This window comes from Emcibacter sp., from assembly GCF_048269205.1.
Taxonomy (GTDB): Bacteria; Pseudomonadota; Alphaproteobacteria; order Sphingomonadales; family Emcibacteraceae; genus Emcibacter.
In genome coordinates this window covers 1753192-1769632 of the sequence record NZ_JBLXJC010000001.1, presented here as the reverse complement: position 1 = coordinate 1769632, position 16441 = coordinate 1753192, and the positions used below count along the sequence as shown (strand labels likewise).

The 16441-nt window shown below is 52.5% G+C and carries 10 protein-coding genes; 9 read left to right on the top strand and 1 reads right to left on the bottom strand.

What is annotated here, in order from left to right:
* Positions 1-11: 11 nt before the first annotated feature.
* From ACN0YD_RS08220 to ACN0YD_RS08200, 5 genes are read left to right on the top strand one after another with little or no spacing between them, the layout of a single operon-like run.
* A complete protein-coding gene (locus ACN0YD_RS08220; protein ID WP_417318615.1) occupies positions 12-2555 on the top strand; it encodes a CehA/McbA family metallohydrolase in 2544 nt (847 codons plus the stop codon).
* Positions 2542-4536 carry a S9 family peptidase gene (locus ACN0YD_RS08215; protein ID WP_417318613.1) on the top strand — a complete coding sequence of 665 codons (1995 nt, stop codon included), beginning with the start codon at positions 2542-2544 and terminating at the stop codon, positions 4534-4536. The genes ACN0YD_RS08220 and ACN0YD_RS08215 overlap by 14 nt, the downstream gene beginning before the upstream one ends.
* 1 nt (position 4537) lies before the next feature.
* Entirely contained in the window at positions 4538-5833 is a 1296-nt protein-coding gene (locus ACN0YD_RS08210) for an APC family permease (protein WP_417318611.1), read from the top strand.
* Complete coding sequence (locus ACN0YD_RS08205) at positions 5830-6237, top strand: acyl-CoA thioesterase (protein ID WP_417318609.1); 408 nt, start codon at positions 5830-5832, stop codon at positions 6235-6237. The genes ACN0YD_RS08210 and ACN0YD_RS08205 overlap by 4 nt, the downstream gene beginning before the upstream one ends.
* A gap of 10 nt (positions 6238-6247) precedes the next feature.
* The gene (locus ACN0YD_RS08200) at positions 6248-7654 is read left to right on the top strand and encodes a M20/M25/M40 family metallo-hydrolase (protein ID WP_417318607.1); all 1407 of its coding nucleotides are present in this window, start codon (positions 6248-6250) and stop codon (positions 7652-7654) included.
* A 44-nt stretch (positions 7655-7698) separates the two neighbouring features.
* On the opposite strand, the gene ACN0YD_RS08195 is transcribed toward ACN0YD_RS08200, so the two are convergent.
* Positions 7699-9711 carry a tetratricopeptide repeat-containing sulfotransferase family protein gene (locus ACN0YD_RS08195; protein ID WP_417318605.1) on the bottom strand — a complete coding sequence of 671 codons (2013 nt, stop codon included), beginning with the start codon at positions 9709-9711 and terminating at the stop codon, positions 7699-7701.
* A 393-nt stretch (positions 9712-10104) separates the two neighbouring features.
* On the opposite strand from ACN0YD_RS08195, the gene ACN0YD_RS08190 reads away from it, so the two are divergent.
* The 4 genes from ACN0YD_RS08190 (at position 10105) to ACN0YD_RS08175 (ending at position 16437) form a co-directional block, all read left to right on the top strand.
* Positions 10105-12468, top strand: a complete 2364-nt coding sequence (locus ACN0YD_RS08190; RefSeq protein WP_417318603.1) for a TonB-dependent receptor — start codon at positions 10105-10107, stop codon at positions 12466-12468.
* A gap of 572 nt (positions 12469-13040) precedes the next feature.
* Positions 13041-13877, top strand: a complete 837-nt coding sequence (locus ACN0YD_RS08185; protein WP_417318601.1) for a formate/nitrite transporter family protein — start codon at positions 13041-13043, stop codon at positions 13875-13877.
* A gap of 61 nt (positions 13878-13938) precedes the next feature.
* A complete protein-coding gene (locus ACN0YD_RS08180; protein WP_417318599.1) occupies positions 13939-15669 on the top strand; it encodes a protein kinase domain-containing protein in 1731 nt (576 codons plus the stop codon).
* A 186-nt stretch (positions 15670-15855) separates the two neighbouring features.
* The gene (locus ACN0YD_RS08175) at positions 15856-16437 is read left to right on the top strand and encodes an ANTAR domain-containing response regulator (RefSeq protein ID WP_417318597.1); all 582 of its coding nucleotides are present in this window, start codon (positions 15856-15858) and stop codon (positions 16435-16437) included.
* Positions 16438-16441: the final 4 nt, after the last annotated feature.

Below are 16441 nucleotides of genomic sequence, written 5' to 3'. Positions count from 1 at the left end.
GGTGGCGTAATATGAAGTTTTTCAATGGGGTTGTTTGTGCGTTCCTGTTGTTTTCAAATCTTGCCGTAGCGGACGGGGCAACCGAACGGGTGCCGGTTCTGTCCCATGTTGCCCATCCTCATACCTATTACTGGCGCGAGCTTTATATGCCGCAACTGACCAGCGGTCCTTCATCCGCAGCCTGGTATCCCGAAGGTAATGCCGTAGTCTACAGTATGCAGGGGTCGCTGTGGCTGCAGCGGCTTGGTGAAGAGACGGCCTATCAGTTAACCGCAGGGCCCGGCTATGACTACCAGCCGGACTGGTCCCCGGATGGCCGCTATATTATTTTTACACGTCAGCATAACGATGCCCTGAATCTGCATCTGTTTGACGTTCAGGAGAACAAGGTCATTCAGCTGACCGATGAGAAGGCGGTTTATGCCGAGCCTCGATGGAGCCCGGACGGCAAACGCATCGTCTTCGCATCTACTCGTGACAGTGGGTATCTGGGACTTTATGTGGCCAAACTAGATGAGGGCAAGCTGGGGAAAGCCCGTGCCCTTGTTGCCGGCAATGTCAGCAAACGGGACAGGTATTATTATTCACAGGAAGATCACGCCGTTAACCCGTCCTGGTCTCCCGATGGTAAAGAAATCTATTATCTTTCCAATCCGGAGGTTGCCTGGGGCACCGGCGATATCTGGGCGGTGAATGTCGACAAGCCGAAGAAGAAACGTCGGGTTCTGGTTGAAGAGACAAGCTGGTCCGCCCATCCGGAGCTTGCCCATGACGGCAAGCGGCTTTTATACAGCAGTTATGATCGCAGGCAGTGGCACCAGTTGTGGCTGACCACACCGGAAGGGCTTTCCCCTCTGCCCCTGACATTCGGGGATTTTGATCTGCAGAATGCGCGCTGGTCGCCGGATGACAAGGAACTTCTTTTTGTAAGCAATGAAACCGGAAATTTGACTCTCTGGCGGTATCAGGTTGTTGGTGGTGCTAAAGAGCAGGTCAAGGCGAAGAAAAAAATCTACCGGAACCAGATGAGGGACATTTCCCTGTCCCTGCAGGATGAAAACGGAAAATCGCTTTATGGCCGGGTGATGGTCCTGGGCGCTGACGGTCGGCATTACGGGCCGAATGATGCCCGGATGCATGCGGATGATTATATCGACATCAAGCGGGCAGATCATGAAAGCCACTATTTTCATTGCTATGGAACATGTACGCTGACCGTTCCCGCAGGTGAACTATCCATCATGGCGGCCAACGGATTCGATCGCAAAATGGCAGACCTTAAAGTTGAGCCTTGCGAAAATAACATCGTTCTGACCCTGCCGTCATCATCGCTGCCGGAAAAATATGGAAAATTTGTCTCTGCCGACATGCATGTGCATATCAATTATGGTGGCAAATATAAACAGACCCTGGAAACCTTTGCCAGGGAAGCAAAGGCCGAGGATGTGGATGTGATCTATAATCTGCTGGTGAACAAGGAACAGAGAATTCCTGACATCAGCATGTTCAAGACCGGCTCTGATACTATTGAAGGAGTGACCATCTATCAGGCTCAGGAATATCACACCAGTTACTGGGGGCACCTGAGCTTCCTGCATCTGGACGATCATCTGGTGACACCGGATTTTTCCAGCTACCGCCATACCGCTTTGGCGTCGCCATATCCCAGTAATGCTGTGGTTGCCGGTCTGGCGCACGAGCAGGGGGCAGTGACCGGTTATGTGCATCCGTTTGACAACATACCGGATCCTTCGGCGGAGGGACGTCTCAGCCATAGCCTGCCGGTTGATGTGGTGAACGGCAAAACGGATTTCCTTGAAATTGTATCCTTTGCCAATCATCAGGAAACGGCTGCGGTCTGGTATAAGTTTCTTAATCTGGGCTATCGCCTGACAGCCGGGGCAGGAACAGATGCCATGACAAACTATGCCTCGCTTCGCGGCCCAGTTGGCCTGAACCGGGCTTACCTGCAGGCGGATGCCACTGACCCTGTATCCCTAAAAGAGTCCATCCGCAAGGGGCACGGTTTTGTCACCAACGGGCCGCTTGTAGGTCTTCTTGCCAAGGCTGACAGCAAAACCACCCCAGTCGGTCCAGGGCATGAGTTTAGCTTTTCTGAACAGGGAGGCAGCCTTGCTGTTGAGGTTTCCCTGCGGTCCCCTGTGCCAGTGGAAAGGCTCGAGCTTGTCCAGAACGGCAAGGTGATTCATCGTGTTGATCTTGGGGGCGACCCTTACAAAGCTGATATGACCCTGGATGTAGCGGTTACAGAAAGCGGATGGTTGCTGCTCAGGGCAGTGAATGAAAAATCCCATCCGATGATCCAGGACTTATATACTTATGCCACAACCAATCCGATTTGGTTGACGGTGGAGAATAAACCCCAGTCCGCGCCCGATGATGCCCGCTATCTTCTGGCCTGGATTGGAAAAATAAAAGAGCATCTTGCCACCCGGGGTGAAGACTTTAATGCCGACTGGGAGAAAGACGTCATTCTGAAAGATATCAAATCCGCCAAAAAGGCGCTTGAGGAGAAAATGAATGCTGCACCATAAAAGACTCTTTCTTGCCGTCGCCCTGCTCGCCGGGTCAATCCAGGCGGCAGTTGCAGGGGACAAGTTGTTCAAGATAGAGGATTTTCACAAATTACAGGATGTCAGTGCGCCGGCCCTGTCTCCCGACGGCAGCAAGGTTGTTTACTCGGTTAGCAGCAATAATTTGAAAATTGACGCGTCAACAAGCGACGTTTGGATGGTGCCTTATGCGGGGGGAAAGCCGAAAAACATCACCAAAACAAATGACAAGAGCGAATGGGATCCCCGGTTCAGCCCGGATGGCCGGTATATTGTTTTCCTGGGGGAAGACAAGGAAGACGGCAGCACCCAGCTGTTCCTGATGAAGGCAAAAGGGGGATCGCCCAAACAAATCAGCCATGTGGACGGCGGAATTGTTGAATATGACTGGGCACCGGACAGCAAGCGTATCATCTTTACCGCCTTTGTTGGCGGTGGCAAGGAAAACAAGGCGGGAACCCCGGCACCGGTCGTGGTTGACCGGTTCCAGTTCAAGGAGGACTGGGTCGGCTACCTCGCTGGTGCCCGCCGTCATCTCCATGTTCTTGATGTCCTTAGCAAAAAAGCTACCCAAATCACTTCCGGTGACCAGGACCACTGGCTTCCCGCATGGTCGCCAGACGGCAAATGGATTGCTTATGTGTCCAAGGACCGGGGGGATGCGGACCGGAATATGGATTCCGACGTCTTTATTATGAAACCTGAAAAGGGTGGGGGGCAAAAACGTATCAGTACCTTCAAGGGCACCGATGTGGACCCCTATTGGATGTCACCACCGGAATGGTCCCCGGACAGCAAAAAACTGGTCTGGCTGGCCAGCGGGGAGAGCAAATGGATCTATTACGCCCCGTGGCAGATGATGGTTGGTGACCTTGAGACCGGTGAAGTTCGTGCCCTTGCGCATATCGATCGCTGTTTTTATGTGCCCAAATGGTCCAATGACGGCAAATCCATCTATGCCCTTCTGGAACTGGACAGGAAAACCCTGGTGGCGAAGGTTGACGCGACAAGCGGCGAGATCAGTTATATGACCGAAGGCGCCAAGTTTGCCTTGGGCTATGATGTGGCCGGCGATGACCACATTGTGGTCCAGCAGGGCGACGACAATACACCTTTCGAGATATTTGCCGTGGACGGGGAAGACCGGGCACTGACAAGTCACAATGCCTGGCTGAGGGACTATACCCTTGCGAAAACCGAGGAGTTTAATTTCACCAGCGATGGTCATGACATTGGCGGACTGATCGTCTATCCGGCGGACTATGACAGCAGCAAGACGTATCCGGCCATCTTCCGCCTTCATGGCGGCCCGGTCTATCAATATTCTCACGAGTTCATGTATGACTGGCAGATTTATGCGGCTCAGGGATATATTGTGGTCGGCATCAATCCGCGCGGTTCATCCGGCAAGGGTTTCGACTTCTCCAGGGCCATTTACGCAGACTGGGGCAATGTGGATTCCCGGGACATCCTGGCCGGTGCCCGCTATCTGGCAGATAAAGGTATTGTGGATATTGACCGGCTCGGAACCGGCGGCTGGAGCTACGGCGGGATGCTGACCAACTATGTGATCGCCACCGATACCCTGTTCAAGGCCGCGGTCAGCGGGGCGGGGACAGCCAACATGCTGGGTACTTATGGCCACGATCAATATAGCCGGGAGTACGAACTGGAAATCGGTACGCCCTGGGAAAATTTCGAGGCCTATAAAAGGGTCAGCTTTCCGTTCCTGAATGCCAAACGCATCAAAACGGCAACCCTCTATCAGTGTGCAGAGCTGGACTATAATGTGCCGTGCCTCGGTTCGGAACAAATGTACCAGGCCTTGCGATCCACCGGAGTGGATACCCGCCTGGTTCTCTATCCGGGGCAGCATCACGGCATTGTCGTTCCCAGTTATCTTGAGGACAGAATGCGCCGGAACCTGGGTTGGTACAACCGTTACCTGATGGAAGGAAAATAGTGTGAAACGGGAGCTGGGGCTTACAGGAGTTGTCGTTACCGTTGTTGGCTATGTGATCGGGGCGTCCATATTCGTTCTCCCCGGCCAGCTTGCCGGCGCCACCGGTCCAGCTGTGGTCCTTGCATATGCTCTGGCGGCAGTGATTGCCGTTTTTTCCTGCATTGTTGCCGCACAGTTGGGCAGTGTTTTTCCGAAAACAGGCGCCGGCTATGTGGCCATTGCCAGACTGGTATCGCCAATGGGCGGCTTTGTTACCATCTGGCTCATGCTTGCCGTCTATATCCTGGCCATCGCCCTGATCGCCAGTGGTTTTGCTGATTATTTCACCCGGCTTTTTCCTGCCGTAAACCATACGGCCGCAGCCTATGGCGTGGTCCTGTTTTTCGGGATCATCAATCTGGGCGGCGCCCGCAGCCTGATCAACCTGCAGACCCTTCTGGTGCTGCTTTTCATGCTAGCGTTGGTGGCGGTGTGCGTTGGGGGAATGGCGGCGGTCAAATCTGAAAATATTACCCCCTTTATTCCGCTCGGCATGAAACCGGTGATGCAGGCAGTCGTCCCGGCCTTTTTCTCCTATGGCGGATTTATGGTGGTGATGGAGCTTGCCGGTGAAATCCGCAGGCCTGCCCGCACCATTCCGCTGGGCCTGGCGCTAAGTTTTGTGGTAGTGCTTGCCACCTATATCTGTCTGTCGCTGGCGCTGGTGGGGTCTATTCCCTGGCAGACCCTGGGCACACTCAAGGCGCCGGTCAGTCATTTGGCGGAAATCCTGTTCGGGGAATGGGGCGGAACCTTTGTGGCGGTTGCTGCCGTGGGGGCTGCTGCCACCTCCGTCAATGCCCTGATCCTGGTGGCCTCTCGCGATATTATCGCCCTGGCCGAGGCCGGTGTTTTCTCCGGGAAACTCCGGGATGGTGATGGCGGGGAAAGCCGGTCCCGAAACAGCGTGATCCTGGTTGTCTTCTTTTCCGTTGTTGCCCTTATGCTTGGCCAGACTGTCATGGAATATGCGGTCTGGGTGTCCGGTGTCACTCTGCTGTATCAGGTCATCATCGGGGTGGCGATGCTCAGGATTTTGTCCAAGGAGCCTGAGGCCTATGCCGCGGCCGGGTTCAAACTGGGCAGGTTCGGGCTTCTGGCCGGCGGGATCGGCATGATCCTCATCTCCAGCCTGTTCCTCTATTTCGTGCTTGAAGGCAGTGAGCTGAGAATTTTCGCTGCTCTGGGCTATCTGATGATCGGGATTTCCTATTACCTGGTGCGCAAACGAAAAGTGGGTGTTGAGGGATGGGTATGATCGAGACGCAAAAGGGCATTGTCCATCCCGTTTTATGTGACGTGATGGGACATATGACGACACGCCATTATGCCGCGGCCTTTGATGATGCGAGTTATCATCTTGCCCATGCCTGCAACTTGCCGATCGATGAGAAAACCGGGTTTGTGGATTTGGAACTGAATATGAAATTCCTGGCCGAATTACGCACCGGGGATCTGTTTATTATCCGCAGCGCCATAACAAGGATCGGCAAATCTTCCTTCGGGGCCCGGCATGAACTGGTAAACTGTGGGAATAATAATGTTGCCGCCATCCAGGAGGCGACATATGCTTTTTTTGACCTTGGGGAACGAAAGTCTGTTGTTCTACCCGACGAATTCCGGGAAAAGGCGAAGAAGTTGTTGATTTCAGACTCAGATTAGGAAGTAAGTAATGAAAAAAATTCTGACAGGCGTATTGGGGATGATCCTTGTCGCGGGACAGGTTGCTACACCTGCGAATGCAAGCAAAGAGGAGAAGCAACCCTTCCAGGACAAGGCCCTGGAAATGCTGAAGAAAACAGTGTCCATTCGTTCGGTGGAAGGCACAGGGAGCGTGCCGGAAGTGGCTCAATATCTGGCTGCTGAATTCAAAAAGGCCGGTTTCCCGGATGAGGATATTCATTTGCTGTCGATGGAAGGTACGGCTGCCCTTGTTGTGAGATTTAAAGGGGACGGCCGGTTGGGTAAAAAACCTATTCTGCTCTCAGCCCATATGGATGTGGTCGATGCCCTTCCGGAAGACTGGGAACGGGATCCTTTCACCCTGATAGAGGAGGGCGGTTATTATTTCGGACGTGGCTCAAGCGATAATAAGTTCGGTGTTTCCGTCCTGTCTGCCACTCTGATGCGTCTCAAGGCAGAAGGTTATGTGCCGGGCAGAGATATTGTCCTGGCCCTTTCCGGGGATGAAGAAAGCCTGATGGCCACCACACGAGCCCTTGCCACAACTTACCGTAACCTTACTGATGCAGAGTTTGCCCTGGTGGCTGACGGTGGCGGTGGGCAGCTGAACGAAGAGGGGGTGGCTGTGTCCTATACTGTGGACAGTGCGGAAAAAACCTACGCTACCTTTGAGATGAAGGCGACCAATCCGGGCGGGCATAGCTCCCTGCCGCGTAAGGATAATGCCATCAAGGATCTGTCCGAGGCCCTGAATAAAATTTTCTCGTACGAGTTTCCGGTCATGTCCAGTGAACTGACGCGCGCTTATTTTTCCAAGACGGCCCCATTGATTGGGGGTGAAATCGGAGAAGCCATGAGCCGCTTTGCCAAAAATCCCGACGACAAGAAGGCTGTCGTCCTGCTGCGTAGCCGCCCTGAATATACAGGGTCCACCGGCACCACCTGTATTCCAACCATGCTCCGTGGAGGTCATGCGGAAAATGCGCTTCCCCAGTCTGCAGTTGCAACTGTCAACTGTCGTATCTTTCCCGGTGTTGGTGTCCAAAAGACATTGGATACGCTGAAAAAGGTTGTCGGCAACGATGCCCTGGAGTGGACTGTGCTGGACGAGCCTCTGGAAAGTGATGCATCCCCGATCCGGGATGATGTCTTTACGGCGATTGCCAACGGGGTGCATGCCTCTTACCCCGGCCTGCCGATTATCCCGCATATGGCGTCCGGGGCTTCCGATGCCCTCCATTTCCGGGCCGTCGGTATTCCAAGCTATACTTTTTCGGGCATTTTCATGAAGGTGTCAGACGAATATGCCCATGGATTGAATGAACGGGTTCCGGTGGCGACACTGCCGGTGGCCCTGAAAATGTGGCATTCCATACTGACGGAACTCACAAAATAAGTTCAGCGAGACAGATATGAAAAAGGGGCCTTTTGGCCCCTTTTTTAGTCAATTGGATATCTGTCGAGAACGGGTCCCAGCGCTTCCTTTAGCGGATCGAGCCAGGGTTCGAAATTGCGCCACTGGTCAAGGCCGCCCTTATAGATGGGTTGGCGCACCTGCTCGGCACTCGGTGTGCGAATGGCCCTGTCGGTTTCATAGAATTTGAGGCAGGCCTCTTCGAACTCCAGCCCGCAATAATCCAGAAGCTTCCTGATCTGGTTTTCCGTATCGGTCACCATTTCCTCATACTGGACCCGGTGGACCCGGCCGGGCAGGACTTCATCCCAGTGGTCCATCAGTTTCACATAGTCCCGGTAATAATGGCCGATATCCTCCAGCCCATAGGTGAACGTCTGGCCGCGGGCAAAAAGCTGTTTGAAACCGGCAAAACAACCGCCCATGGGGTGACGTCGCGCGTCGATGATCTTGGCGTTGGGCAGGATCGAATGGATCAGTCCGATGTGTTGGAAATTATTGGGCATCTTGTCGATAAAGAAGGGCGCGTCAGTGTTGCGCTGGATCCGGGTTGTTTCCAGATAACCTTCACCCATTTCCCTGAATTTTTCTTCCGGAAGATCCCTAAGGACTTCCGGATAAAGCGTAGCGGCGTTATCTCTTTTTTTCCCGCCCAGCTTTCTTGAAAGGGCGATGATATCGATCAGCTCCGCCGTGCCCTCAACCTGTGAGTGACTGGCGAGGATCTGCTCAAGCAGCGTTGACCCGGCACGGGGCAGGCCGACAATAAAAATGGGATCCGGGGCAGGGCAACCCCATCCCTGCCGGGTGGTGAAATATTCCCGATCAAAGCATTTGATCTGGCGTACACTCTCATAGACATTGATTTTGGCATCATAGGGGTGGCCCAGGCGTCGAATGGCGTTTCCCCGCTTGTAATATTTGAAGGCATTTTCGTAATCTTTCCGGTCCTCGTAAGCCTTGCCTATAGCAAAGGCCAGATGGGATTGATCTTCCGGATCGCCGCCTTCAGTTGTGACCAGGGACAGCATATGTTCGATATCCTCGTTGCTGAACTTGTAGGTTTTCAGGTTAGCCAGCGACCAGTATGCCTCACCGGCCTCATCACTGAGTTCAATGGACTTGTGATAGGCGGTAATGGCTTCTTCCAGACGGCCGACAGTTTTTAGTGTGTGGCCGTAGTTCAGTTGCGATTTGGGTTGGTTGGGGTAATTTTTGAGGAGTTTTTCGTAGATCGCCAGCGCCTCGGCGTGATCCCCTTTGCGTACCAGAACCGTGCCTTTTAGGGTCAGGTAATTGGGATTGTTTGGCTCGATTGTTAGAAGCTTGTCAATTTCATCCAGCGCCTCGATCAGCTTCTGTCCCCGGTACAGGGCAATCACATAGCTATGCCGGGCGAGATGGAAATTGGGGGCGAGTTCAAGAGCTCTTTCAAGCAGGTTTCTCGCATCATCCAGCTGATTGAGCTTGATACCGATATCGGCCAGCAGCCGCATGGCGACCACGTCTGTCGGATGTTTTTTCAGGATATCGCGGGCGAGGTGTTCTGCTTCCGGGACTTTACCCTGGTGAAGGAATTCTGTCGCCTGATGAAGTTCGGGGTGCTGTGTCAGGCAGGAAATATATTTCTCTATGGCCTTTTCACCGGCAGTTTCATCTCCTGAAAGTGTTAATTGATCTCCCAATGCCCGCCAGGCCTCTGCCTGTTGCGGGTTTAGGGAGACCGCCTGCCTGAGGGCGCTGATGGCATCGTCGCCATTTCCCGCGGCAGCAAGGGCAAGCCCATATTCATGCCAGATGGGAGCGGAAAAGGGGAGCTTTTCTGTCAGGGGTTTTAAAATCTGCAGAGCCTCGGGAAGTCTGGCCTGAAACCTGAGTGACGCTCCCAGAATATGTTTGGCAGGGTCCAGGTCCGGTACGACTTTCAGTATCTCCAGCGCCTGCTGTTCAGCCAGAACAGGATTATGCTGCAAAAGGCTGGCGGCATGGTTCAGGGCTGTTTTCAGATCTCCCTGCGGGTCTTTATTTGTCGATGACATAATAGATAATTTTATCCGTTTTCTTGATCTTGCCGAACGAAAATCCAGCATCGCTTACTAACGTATTCTGTCAAATTAAAGGAGAAAAGAAAAGGGGAAGTCAAGGCGGTTTGGCGTTAATGATATCATTCGTCAAAACTATGACTGGAATGCATTAAATAAAAATCATAACCAACTGTATTAAAAAACGTATTTATATTGTTCATTTGTACAAAAATGTTGCTTTCCGGGGTTGTCAAGCTCTGCCAAAGATGTGAAAATGTTTGTCTGGAGGCCGCAATCGTCAGGGGGCGCATACAAAACATCAACCTGGTTCTCGAATACGTCAGATAACTACAAATAGAAATCGTATCCGAGGGCATTCAGCAATTTAAGTAAAAGGGAGTGAAATAAATGAAAGTTAAATACTCGGTCTCGAAGTCGGCTCTTATGGCTTCGACGGTATTGTTGTCAGGGGCCTTGTCGTTGCAACAGTCAGTCCATGCCGCAGAAGAAGGAGAGATTGTTCTAGAGGAGATCATTGTGACCTCCCAGAAACGAGAATCTAGTCTGCAGGATGTATCTTTGTCTGTGCAGGTTCTCGGTAACCAGCAGTTGGAAGACCTGAACGTCAACGCTTTTGATGACTATATCCAGTTCCTGCCGACGGTATCGTTCCAGACTGCGCGACCCGGCCAGTCCCAGATTTACATGCGCGGGATTTCCAGTGGCGGCGACGGCGTGCATTCAGGATCCATGCCCAGTGTTGGCGTTTATCTTGATGAACAGCCAATTACTACCATTAACCAGATTCTTGACATGCACGCCTATGACATCGCGAGGATCGAAACCCTGTCCGGCCCGCAGGGCACCTTGTTCGGTGCCAGCAGTCAGGCCGGTACTATGCGGATCATCACCAACAAACCTGTGATGGGTGAATTTGAAGCCGGTTATGATGTGGCGGCGAATGTAGTGAAAAGCGGCGAACCGGGATATACTCTGGAAGGTTTCGTCAATGTCCCGATATCAGATAGGGTAGCGATCCGTCTTGTCGGCTGGCATGAGGATGATGGTGGGTATATCGATAATGTTCCGGCTACACTTGAGTTCCCGCTCACCGGTATTACAAAAAATAACGCTGCTGTGGTTGAAAAGAACTTCAACGACAACACAGTCACCGGCGGTCGTGCATTGTTAAAAATTGACCTGGATGATACTTGGACCATTACACCTGGCCTGACTTATCAGCAGCAGAAATCAACGGGATCTTTCACCCATGATCCGGAAGATCTTGGTGATCTTCAGTCTCAGGACTTCTTCCCCACAGAATATGACGAGAACTGGTATCAGGCGACCCTGACGGTTGAAGGAAAAGTCGGGGATCTGGATGTGGTCTATGCCGGTGCCTATCTGAACCGCAATGTGGATAGTAGTTATGACTACATTGGATATGCTGAGTATCTGGACACCTTGTTCGCCTATCTGAATACCCTGCCTGATTATGATTACTCATGTGTGTATTACACTGCCGGCGGCGATTGTGCCGATCCGTCGCAATATGTGACTGGAGATGAGAAATTTACCCGTCAGAGCCACGAACTGCGTGTCCAGTCGCCTGAAGAAAATCGCCTGCGCTTTATTGCGGGCCTGTTCTATCAGCGTCAGGTGCATAATTTTGATCTGCAGTGGGTTGTGCCTGATATGAATCCCGCAGACTCCGTTGTCGAAGGCGGTCGTACAACCTGGCAGACAAACCAGGTGCGTATCGACAGAGAATATGCGGCCTTTGGTGAGGTGAGTTACGACCTTACAGACCGGCTTACCCTGCTTGCTGGTATGCGCTACTATAAATATAAAAACACTTTGCATGGCTTTAATGGCTTCATCGGGCATTGTACTGGATCCTATGTGGATGGCGTGTTCGTCCAAAATGATGCCGGCACACCTCAGTTTCCCTGTATCGATACCCGGATACTGGATGGCAAGGAGGACAATACCGGTCAGACCTACAAGGTCAATCTCAGCTATGATATCGATGATGACAAAATGGTTTACGCCACTTTCTCTCAAGGATATCGTCCTGGTGGGGTGAACCGTGCGAGGGTGCCGGGAATTCCAGGCTATAAGGAAGACTTTGTCGACAACTTCGAAATTGGCTGGAAATCAAGCTGGATGGATAACCGTTTGAGGTTTAACGGTGCTGTTTACTATGTGAAATGGGATGATGTGCAGTTCAGTTTCCTCGATTTCTCGGTGTCCAACCTGACCATCATCCAGAACGTTGGGGGATCACGGACCTATGGTGCAGAATTTGACCTGATGTTTGCCGCGTCTGAAAACCTGACCTTGTCACTCTCTGCATCCTATAATGATGCTAAATTGACGACAGATTACAGGAGAGCTACGGATGGACCGGTACTTGCTCCCAAGGGTACTGAAATGCCATTTGTGCCTAAGTTGCAGTTTACGGCAATCGCCCGTTATGAAGAGGAGATTGCAAATATGCCATCCTTCTTCCAGGCAGCATTCTCCTATACCGATGACAGTTGGAACAATCTGGAGCTAGATCTCAGGGAACAACAGCATGCCTATGGTCTTCTGAATCTTTCTGCAGGCGTCAGTGGCGATGACTGGACGTTCAGTCTCTTTGCCGACAACGTCACTGACACTAGGGCTGAGATTGCAAAATATTATCCGGGTTATGCCAGTGCGATTGACACCACAACGGCGACAAACCGTCCCCGCAGTTTCGGGGCGCGTTTCGGTCAGCACTTCTAGGCCGGAACTGATCTAACTTATCAACAGCAGCGGGCAGGAAACTGCCCGCTTTTTTTTGACTTCCGTTTTCTGTATTGGGTGAAGCTATAGGGAAAGCTCCTGTTCTAATTACCTTCGCAGTGCGTCGCAGGGGTATTATGGGCGCGCGTTACTCTATTGTCCCACGTGCGGCCGTTGCATTCTTTGCTTTTGGCGAAGCGCAGGAATTTTTAATGTTCCCACAATATGATTATATTATAGGCAGGATTAAATCTTGTGCAGATGCGAGATATAATGTAAAAAAGAAATCAGGGGTAACCCAGTGCTTTTCAATATGGCGGGGAATCTCTGACTGAAAATTCCGCAACGGTGCGGTAACCAAATAGCCCGCAAGGGCAGGCAGCAATGACGCTGTGTGATTCAATTATGCTTCCAATGCAGGGGCAAAATTGAGTGACACGGCGTTTTTTTTGTCCTGAGAAAAAAAGAAACACAGGAGGTTTGGTGTCTGGGAGCGGGAAAGTGGTTCACGGCCGGTGCGGAAGAGTTGGCCAAATGCGGTAATAAAAGTGATTTAAAAAGAGGAGAATACGATGGCATATCTTGCTCCATCAGAATTTGTAACCAAGATGATTGATGCCGGGGAATCAAAGATATTTATGTCCACCCGGGACACGGTTATCCGGGCCTATATGGCCGGCGCCATTCTGGCCCTGGCAGCGGCGTTTGCGGTAACAATCACGGTCCAGACCGGAGAGCCGCTGGCGGGTGCGGTTTTATTCCCGGTCGGATTCTGCCTTCTTTACCTGTTGGGTTTTGATCTTCTGACGGGTGTTTTTACCCTCTGTCCCCTTGCTGTAATCGACAAGCGCCCGGGGTGTACCTGGGGCGGTGTCCTCCGCAACTGGAGCCTGGTCTTTGTCGGCAACTTTGCCGGCGCCTTCACGGTGGCTGTGATGATGTCGGTAATCTTCACGTTCGGTTTCTCGACGGAGCCCAATATTGTGGGGCAGAAGATCGGCACCATCGGCGAAGGGCGTACTGTCGGTTACGCGGCCTACGGTGCCGCCGGTATGCTGACCCTGTTTATCCGCGGTGTGCTGTGTAACTGGATGGTCTCTACCGGTGTGGTGGGCGCCATGGTTTCCACTTCCGTGTCCGGCAAGGTCATTGCGATGTGGATGCCGATCATGCTCTTCTTCTACATGGGGTTCGAGCACTCCATCGTGAACATGTACCTGTTCCCTTCAGGCATCATGCTCGGCGGTAATTTTTCCATTATGGACTATCTGCTGTGGAACGAGATACCGACGGTTATCGGCAATCTGGTGGGCGGTCTCGCCTTTGTTGGTCTTACCCTTTACTCTACGCATGTTCGCACGGGAGCAAAGCGTAAGGCTCCGGCCGGTGACTTCAGCCCCGCTGAATAACGGGTGGTGGTTTTATGAGGTCCCGCCCTGAGGGCGGGGCTTTCGCCATGGAGGATATGTGATGCCGGATAGTCTATCCATCTCTCTTGGTCAATATTCGCACAAGGGTCGCAAGGAAGTTAACCAGGATTTTCACGGCGCCCTTGTGCCAGAAGCGGGTGCGCTGGCGCTCAAGGGGATCAGTATCGCCCTTGCGGATGGTATCTCTTCCAGTGAGGTTGGCGCCCTTGCGGCTGAGACGGCCGTCAAGACATTTTTGACAGATTACTATTGTACGTCCGATTCTTGGACGGTGAAAACCTCTGCCGGACGGGTAATTTCCGCTGCAAATTCCTGGCTCTACAGCCAGGGCAGGCGAAGCCAGTATGCATTTGACCAGGACAAGGGTTATGCCTGCACGCTGAGTGTGCTGGTTCTTAAATCCCGCACGGCCCATTTGTTCCATGTGGGGGATTCCAGAATTTACCGGCTTTCCGGTGGTGGGCTGGAGCAACTGACCACTGATCACAGGGTGGTTCTTTCTTCGGAGGAGGTTTATCTCGGCCGGGCGCTTGGCGTCGGTGCCGAGGTAGAAGTTGACTATCAGGCACTGCCGGTAATGGAGGGGGATGTTTTCCTGCTCGCCACAGATGGTGTCTATGAATTTGCTGACCCGGGCTTCGTCGTTGGCGCGATCAGGGAAAATGCGGAAGACCTGGGCGCCGCCGCCAGGCGGATTGGCGAGGAAGCCATGCGCCGGGGCAGCCAGGACAACCTGACCCTCCAGATTGTCTGTATAGATGGCCTGCCGAGCGGGGAGGTCGGTGAGGTTATGGGGGAATCTGCCGGTCTGCCGCTGCCGCCCCTGTTGGAAGCACGGACGGAATTTGACGGTTATCGTATCGTGCGACAATTGCATGCATCCAATCGCAGTCATATTTATCTGGCGGAGGATATGGAGGACGGTGCCCGAGTGGTGATCAAGATACCCTCGGTGGATCTGCGCGGTGATGCGGCCTACCTCAGGCGATTTCTGATGGAGGAATGGATCGGCCGGCGGCTGAACAGTGCTCATATATTGAAAAATCATATCACGAGGCGCCGGAAAAATTATCTTTATCTGGTTACGGAATATGTGGAAGGGCAAACCCTTGCCCAGTGGATGACCGACCATCCTCGTCCCGATTTGGAAGTGGTGCGCAGTATTGTGGAGCAGGTTGCAAGGGGGCTTCGGGCCTTTCATCGCCTGGAGATGGTGCATCAGGACCTTCGGCCTGAAAATATCATGATCGACGGGGATGGTACGGTGAAGATCATTGATTTCGGCTCCACCAGGGTTGCCGGGGTGATCGAGGCGCAGCCGGATGTACATGATCGGGATATTTTAGGCACCATACAATATGCTGCACCGGAATATTTCCTGGGGGAAACGGGAACGCCAGGGTCGGACATATTTTCTCTCGGGGTGATTGCCTACCAGATGTTGACGGGCAGGTTGCCGTATGGGGCTCGAATGGCTCGGGCCCGAACCAGGTCTCGCCAGAGAAAGCTGCCTTACATGTCTGCAGCGGAGTATAATACCGACTTGCCGGAGTGGGTTGACGGCGCGCTCGCAAAAGCCGTGCACGCGGACCCCTTTAAGCGATATAACGTGCTTTCGGAATTTGAGCATGATCTGCGCAGGCCCAATCCGGAATTCATGCAGATGGCGCCTGTGCCTTTTGCTGAAAGAGACCCGGTTTTCTTTTGGAAAAGTGTGGCGTTGTTTTTTGCTCTTGTATCTATCGGGTTTGTACTTGCTCGGCTAATGTAATTGCATAAAAAATGAACAAATATCTACAATGATTAAAATATGTGCATTTTTAGGAGGGTTCATGACGGGGAGGTTGGAAAAAAATGGCAGAATACTTTGGTTCCGGAGAATGGCATGGATGTTGCAATGCAATAAATTAACAGGAGGATTTCCGGTTCCAGAAGGGTAAAAGAGTGGCAACAGAGTATGAAAAGACTAAAAATCGTTGTTGCGGATATGAACCGGGCGCGTGCAAATATGGTAACCCAGGCTCTCAGAGGTGCGGGCTATGAGGTTATTGGAGAGACGGCGGAAGGAGAAGAGCTGCTACTGTTGATGACGCATGAAAACCCCGATGTGGTGATCATAGATATTGACTCACCGGATAGGGATACCCTGGAACAGGTCAGCGAAATCAGCGAACACAATAAATGCCCGATTGTTATGTTTACCCATGATAACCGGCCCGAACAGATCGAAGCGGCGGTGGACGCCGGAGTAAGTGCCTATGTGGTGGACGGTTTGTCGGCGGAACGGGTTAAGCCGGTGGTGGATGTGGCGGTGGCCAGGTTCAAAAAATACCGGAGCCTGCAGGAAAAACTGGATCATGCCAACCAGGCGCTGAGTGACAGGAAATATATCGACAGGGCAAAAGGCATTCTGATGAAGCAGCAGGGTCTCGATGAGGAGGCCGCTTATCAGAAGATGAGAAAAATGGCGATGGACCAGCATATAAAGGTCGCCAGGCTGGCCAGAAAAATTATCGAGGCCGCTGAATTGCTGGGATAGAATT

Bases quoted from the DNA above. Each gene is read 5' to 3' on its own strand.
- ACN0YD_RS08220 (WP_417318615.1), top strand. From the start codon at position 12: ATGAAGTTTTTCAATGGGGTTGTTTGTGCGTTCCTGTTGTTTTCAAAT.
- ACN0YD_RS08215 (WP_417318613.1), top strand. From the start codon at position 2,542: ATGCTGCACCATAAAAGACTCTTTCTTGCCGTCGCCCTGCTCGCCGGG.
- ACN0YD_RS08205 (WP_417318609.1), top strand. From the start codon at position 5,830: ATGATCGAGACGCAAAAGGGCATTGTCCATCCCGTTTTATGTGACGTG.
- ACN0YD_RS08200 (WP_417318607.1), top strand. From the start codon at position 6,248: ATGAAAAAAATTCTGACAGGCGTATTGGGGATGATCCTTGTCGCGGGA.
- ACN0YD_RS08195 (WP_417318605.1), bottom strand. From the start codon at position 9,711: ATGTCATCGACAAATAAAGACCCGCAGGGAGATCTGAAAACAGCCCTG.
- ACN0YD_RS08190 (WP_417318603.1), top strand. From the start codon at position 10,105: ATGAAAGTTAAATACTCGGTCTCGAAGTCGGCTCTTATGGCTTCGACG.
- ACN0YD_RS08185 (WP_417318601.1), top strand. From the start codon at position 13,041: ATGGCATATCTTGCTCCATCAGAATTTGTAACCAAGATGATTGATGCC.
- ACN0YD_RS08180 (WP_417318599.1), top strand. From the start codon at position 13,939: ATGCCGGATAGTCTATCCATCTCTCTTGGTCAATATTCGCACAAGGGT.
- ACN0YD_RS08175 (WP_417318597.1), top strand. From the start codon at position 15,856: ATGAAAAGACTAAAAATCGTTGTTGCGGATATGAACCGGGCGCGTGCA.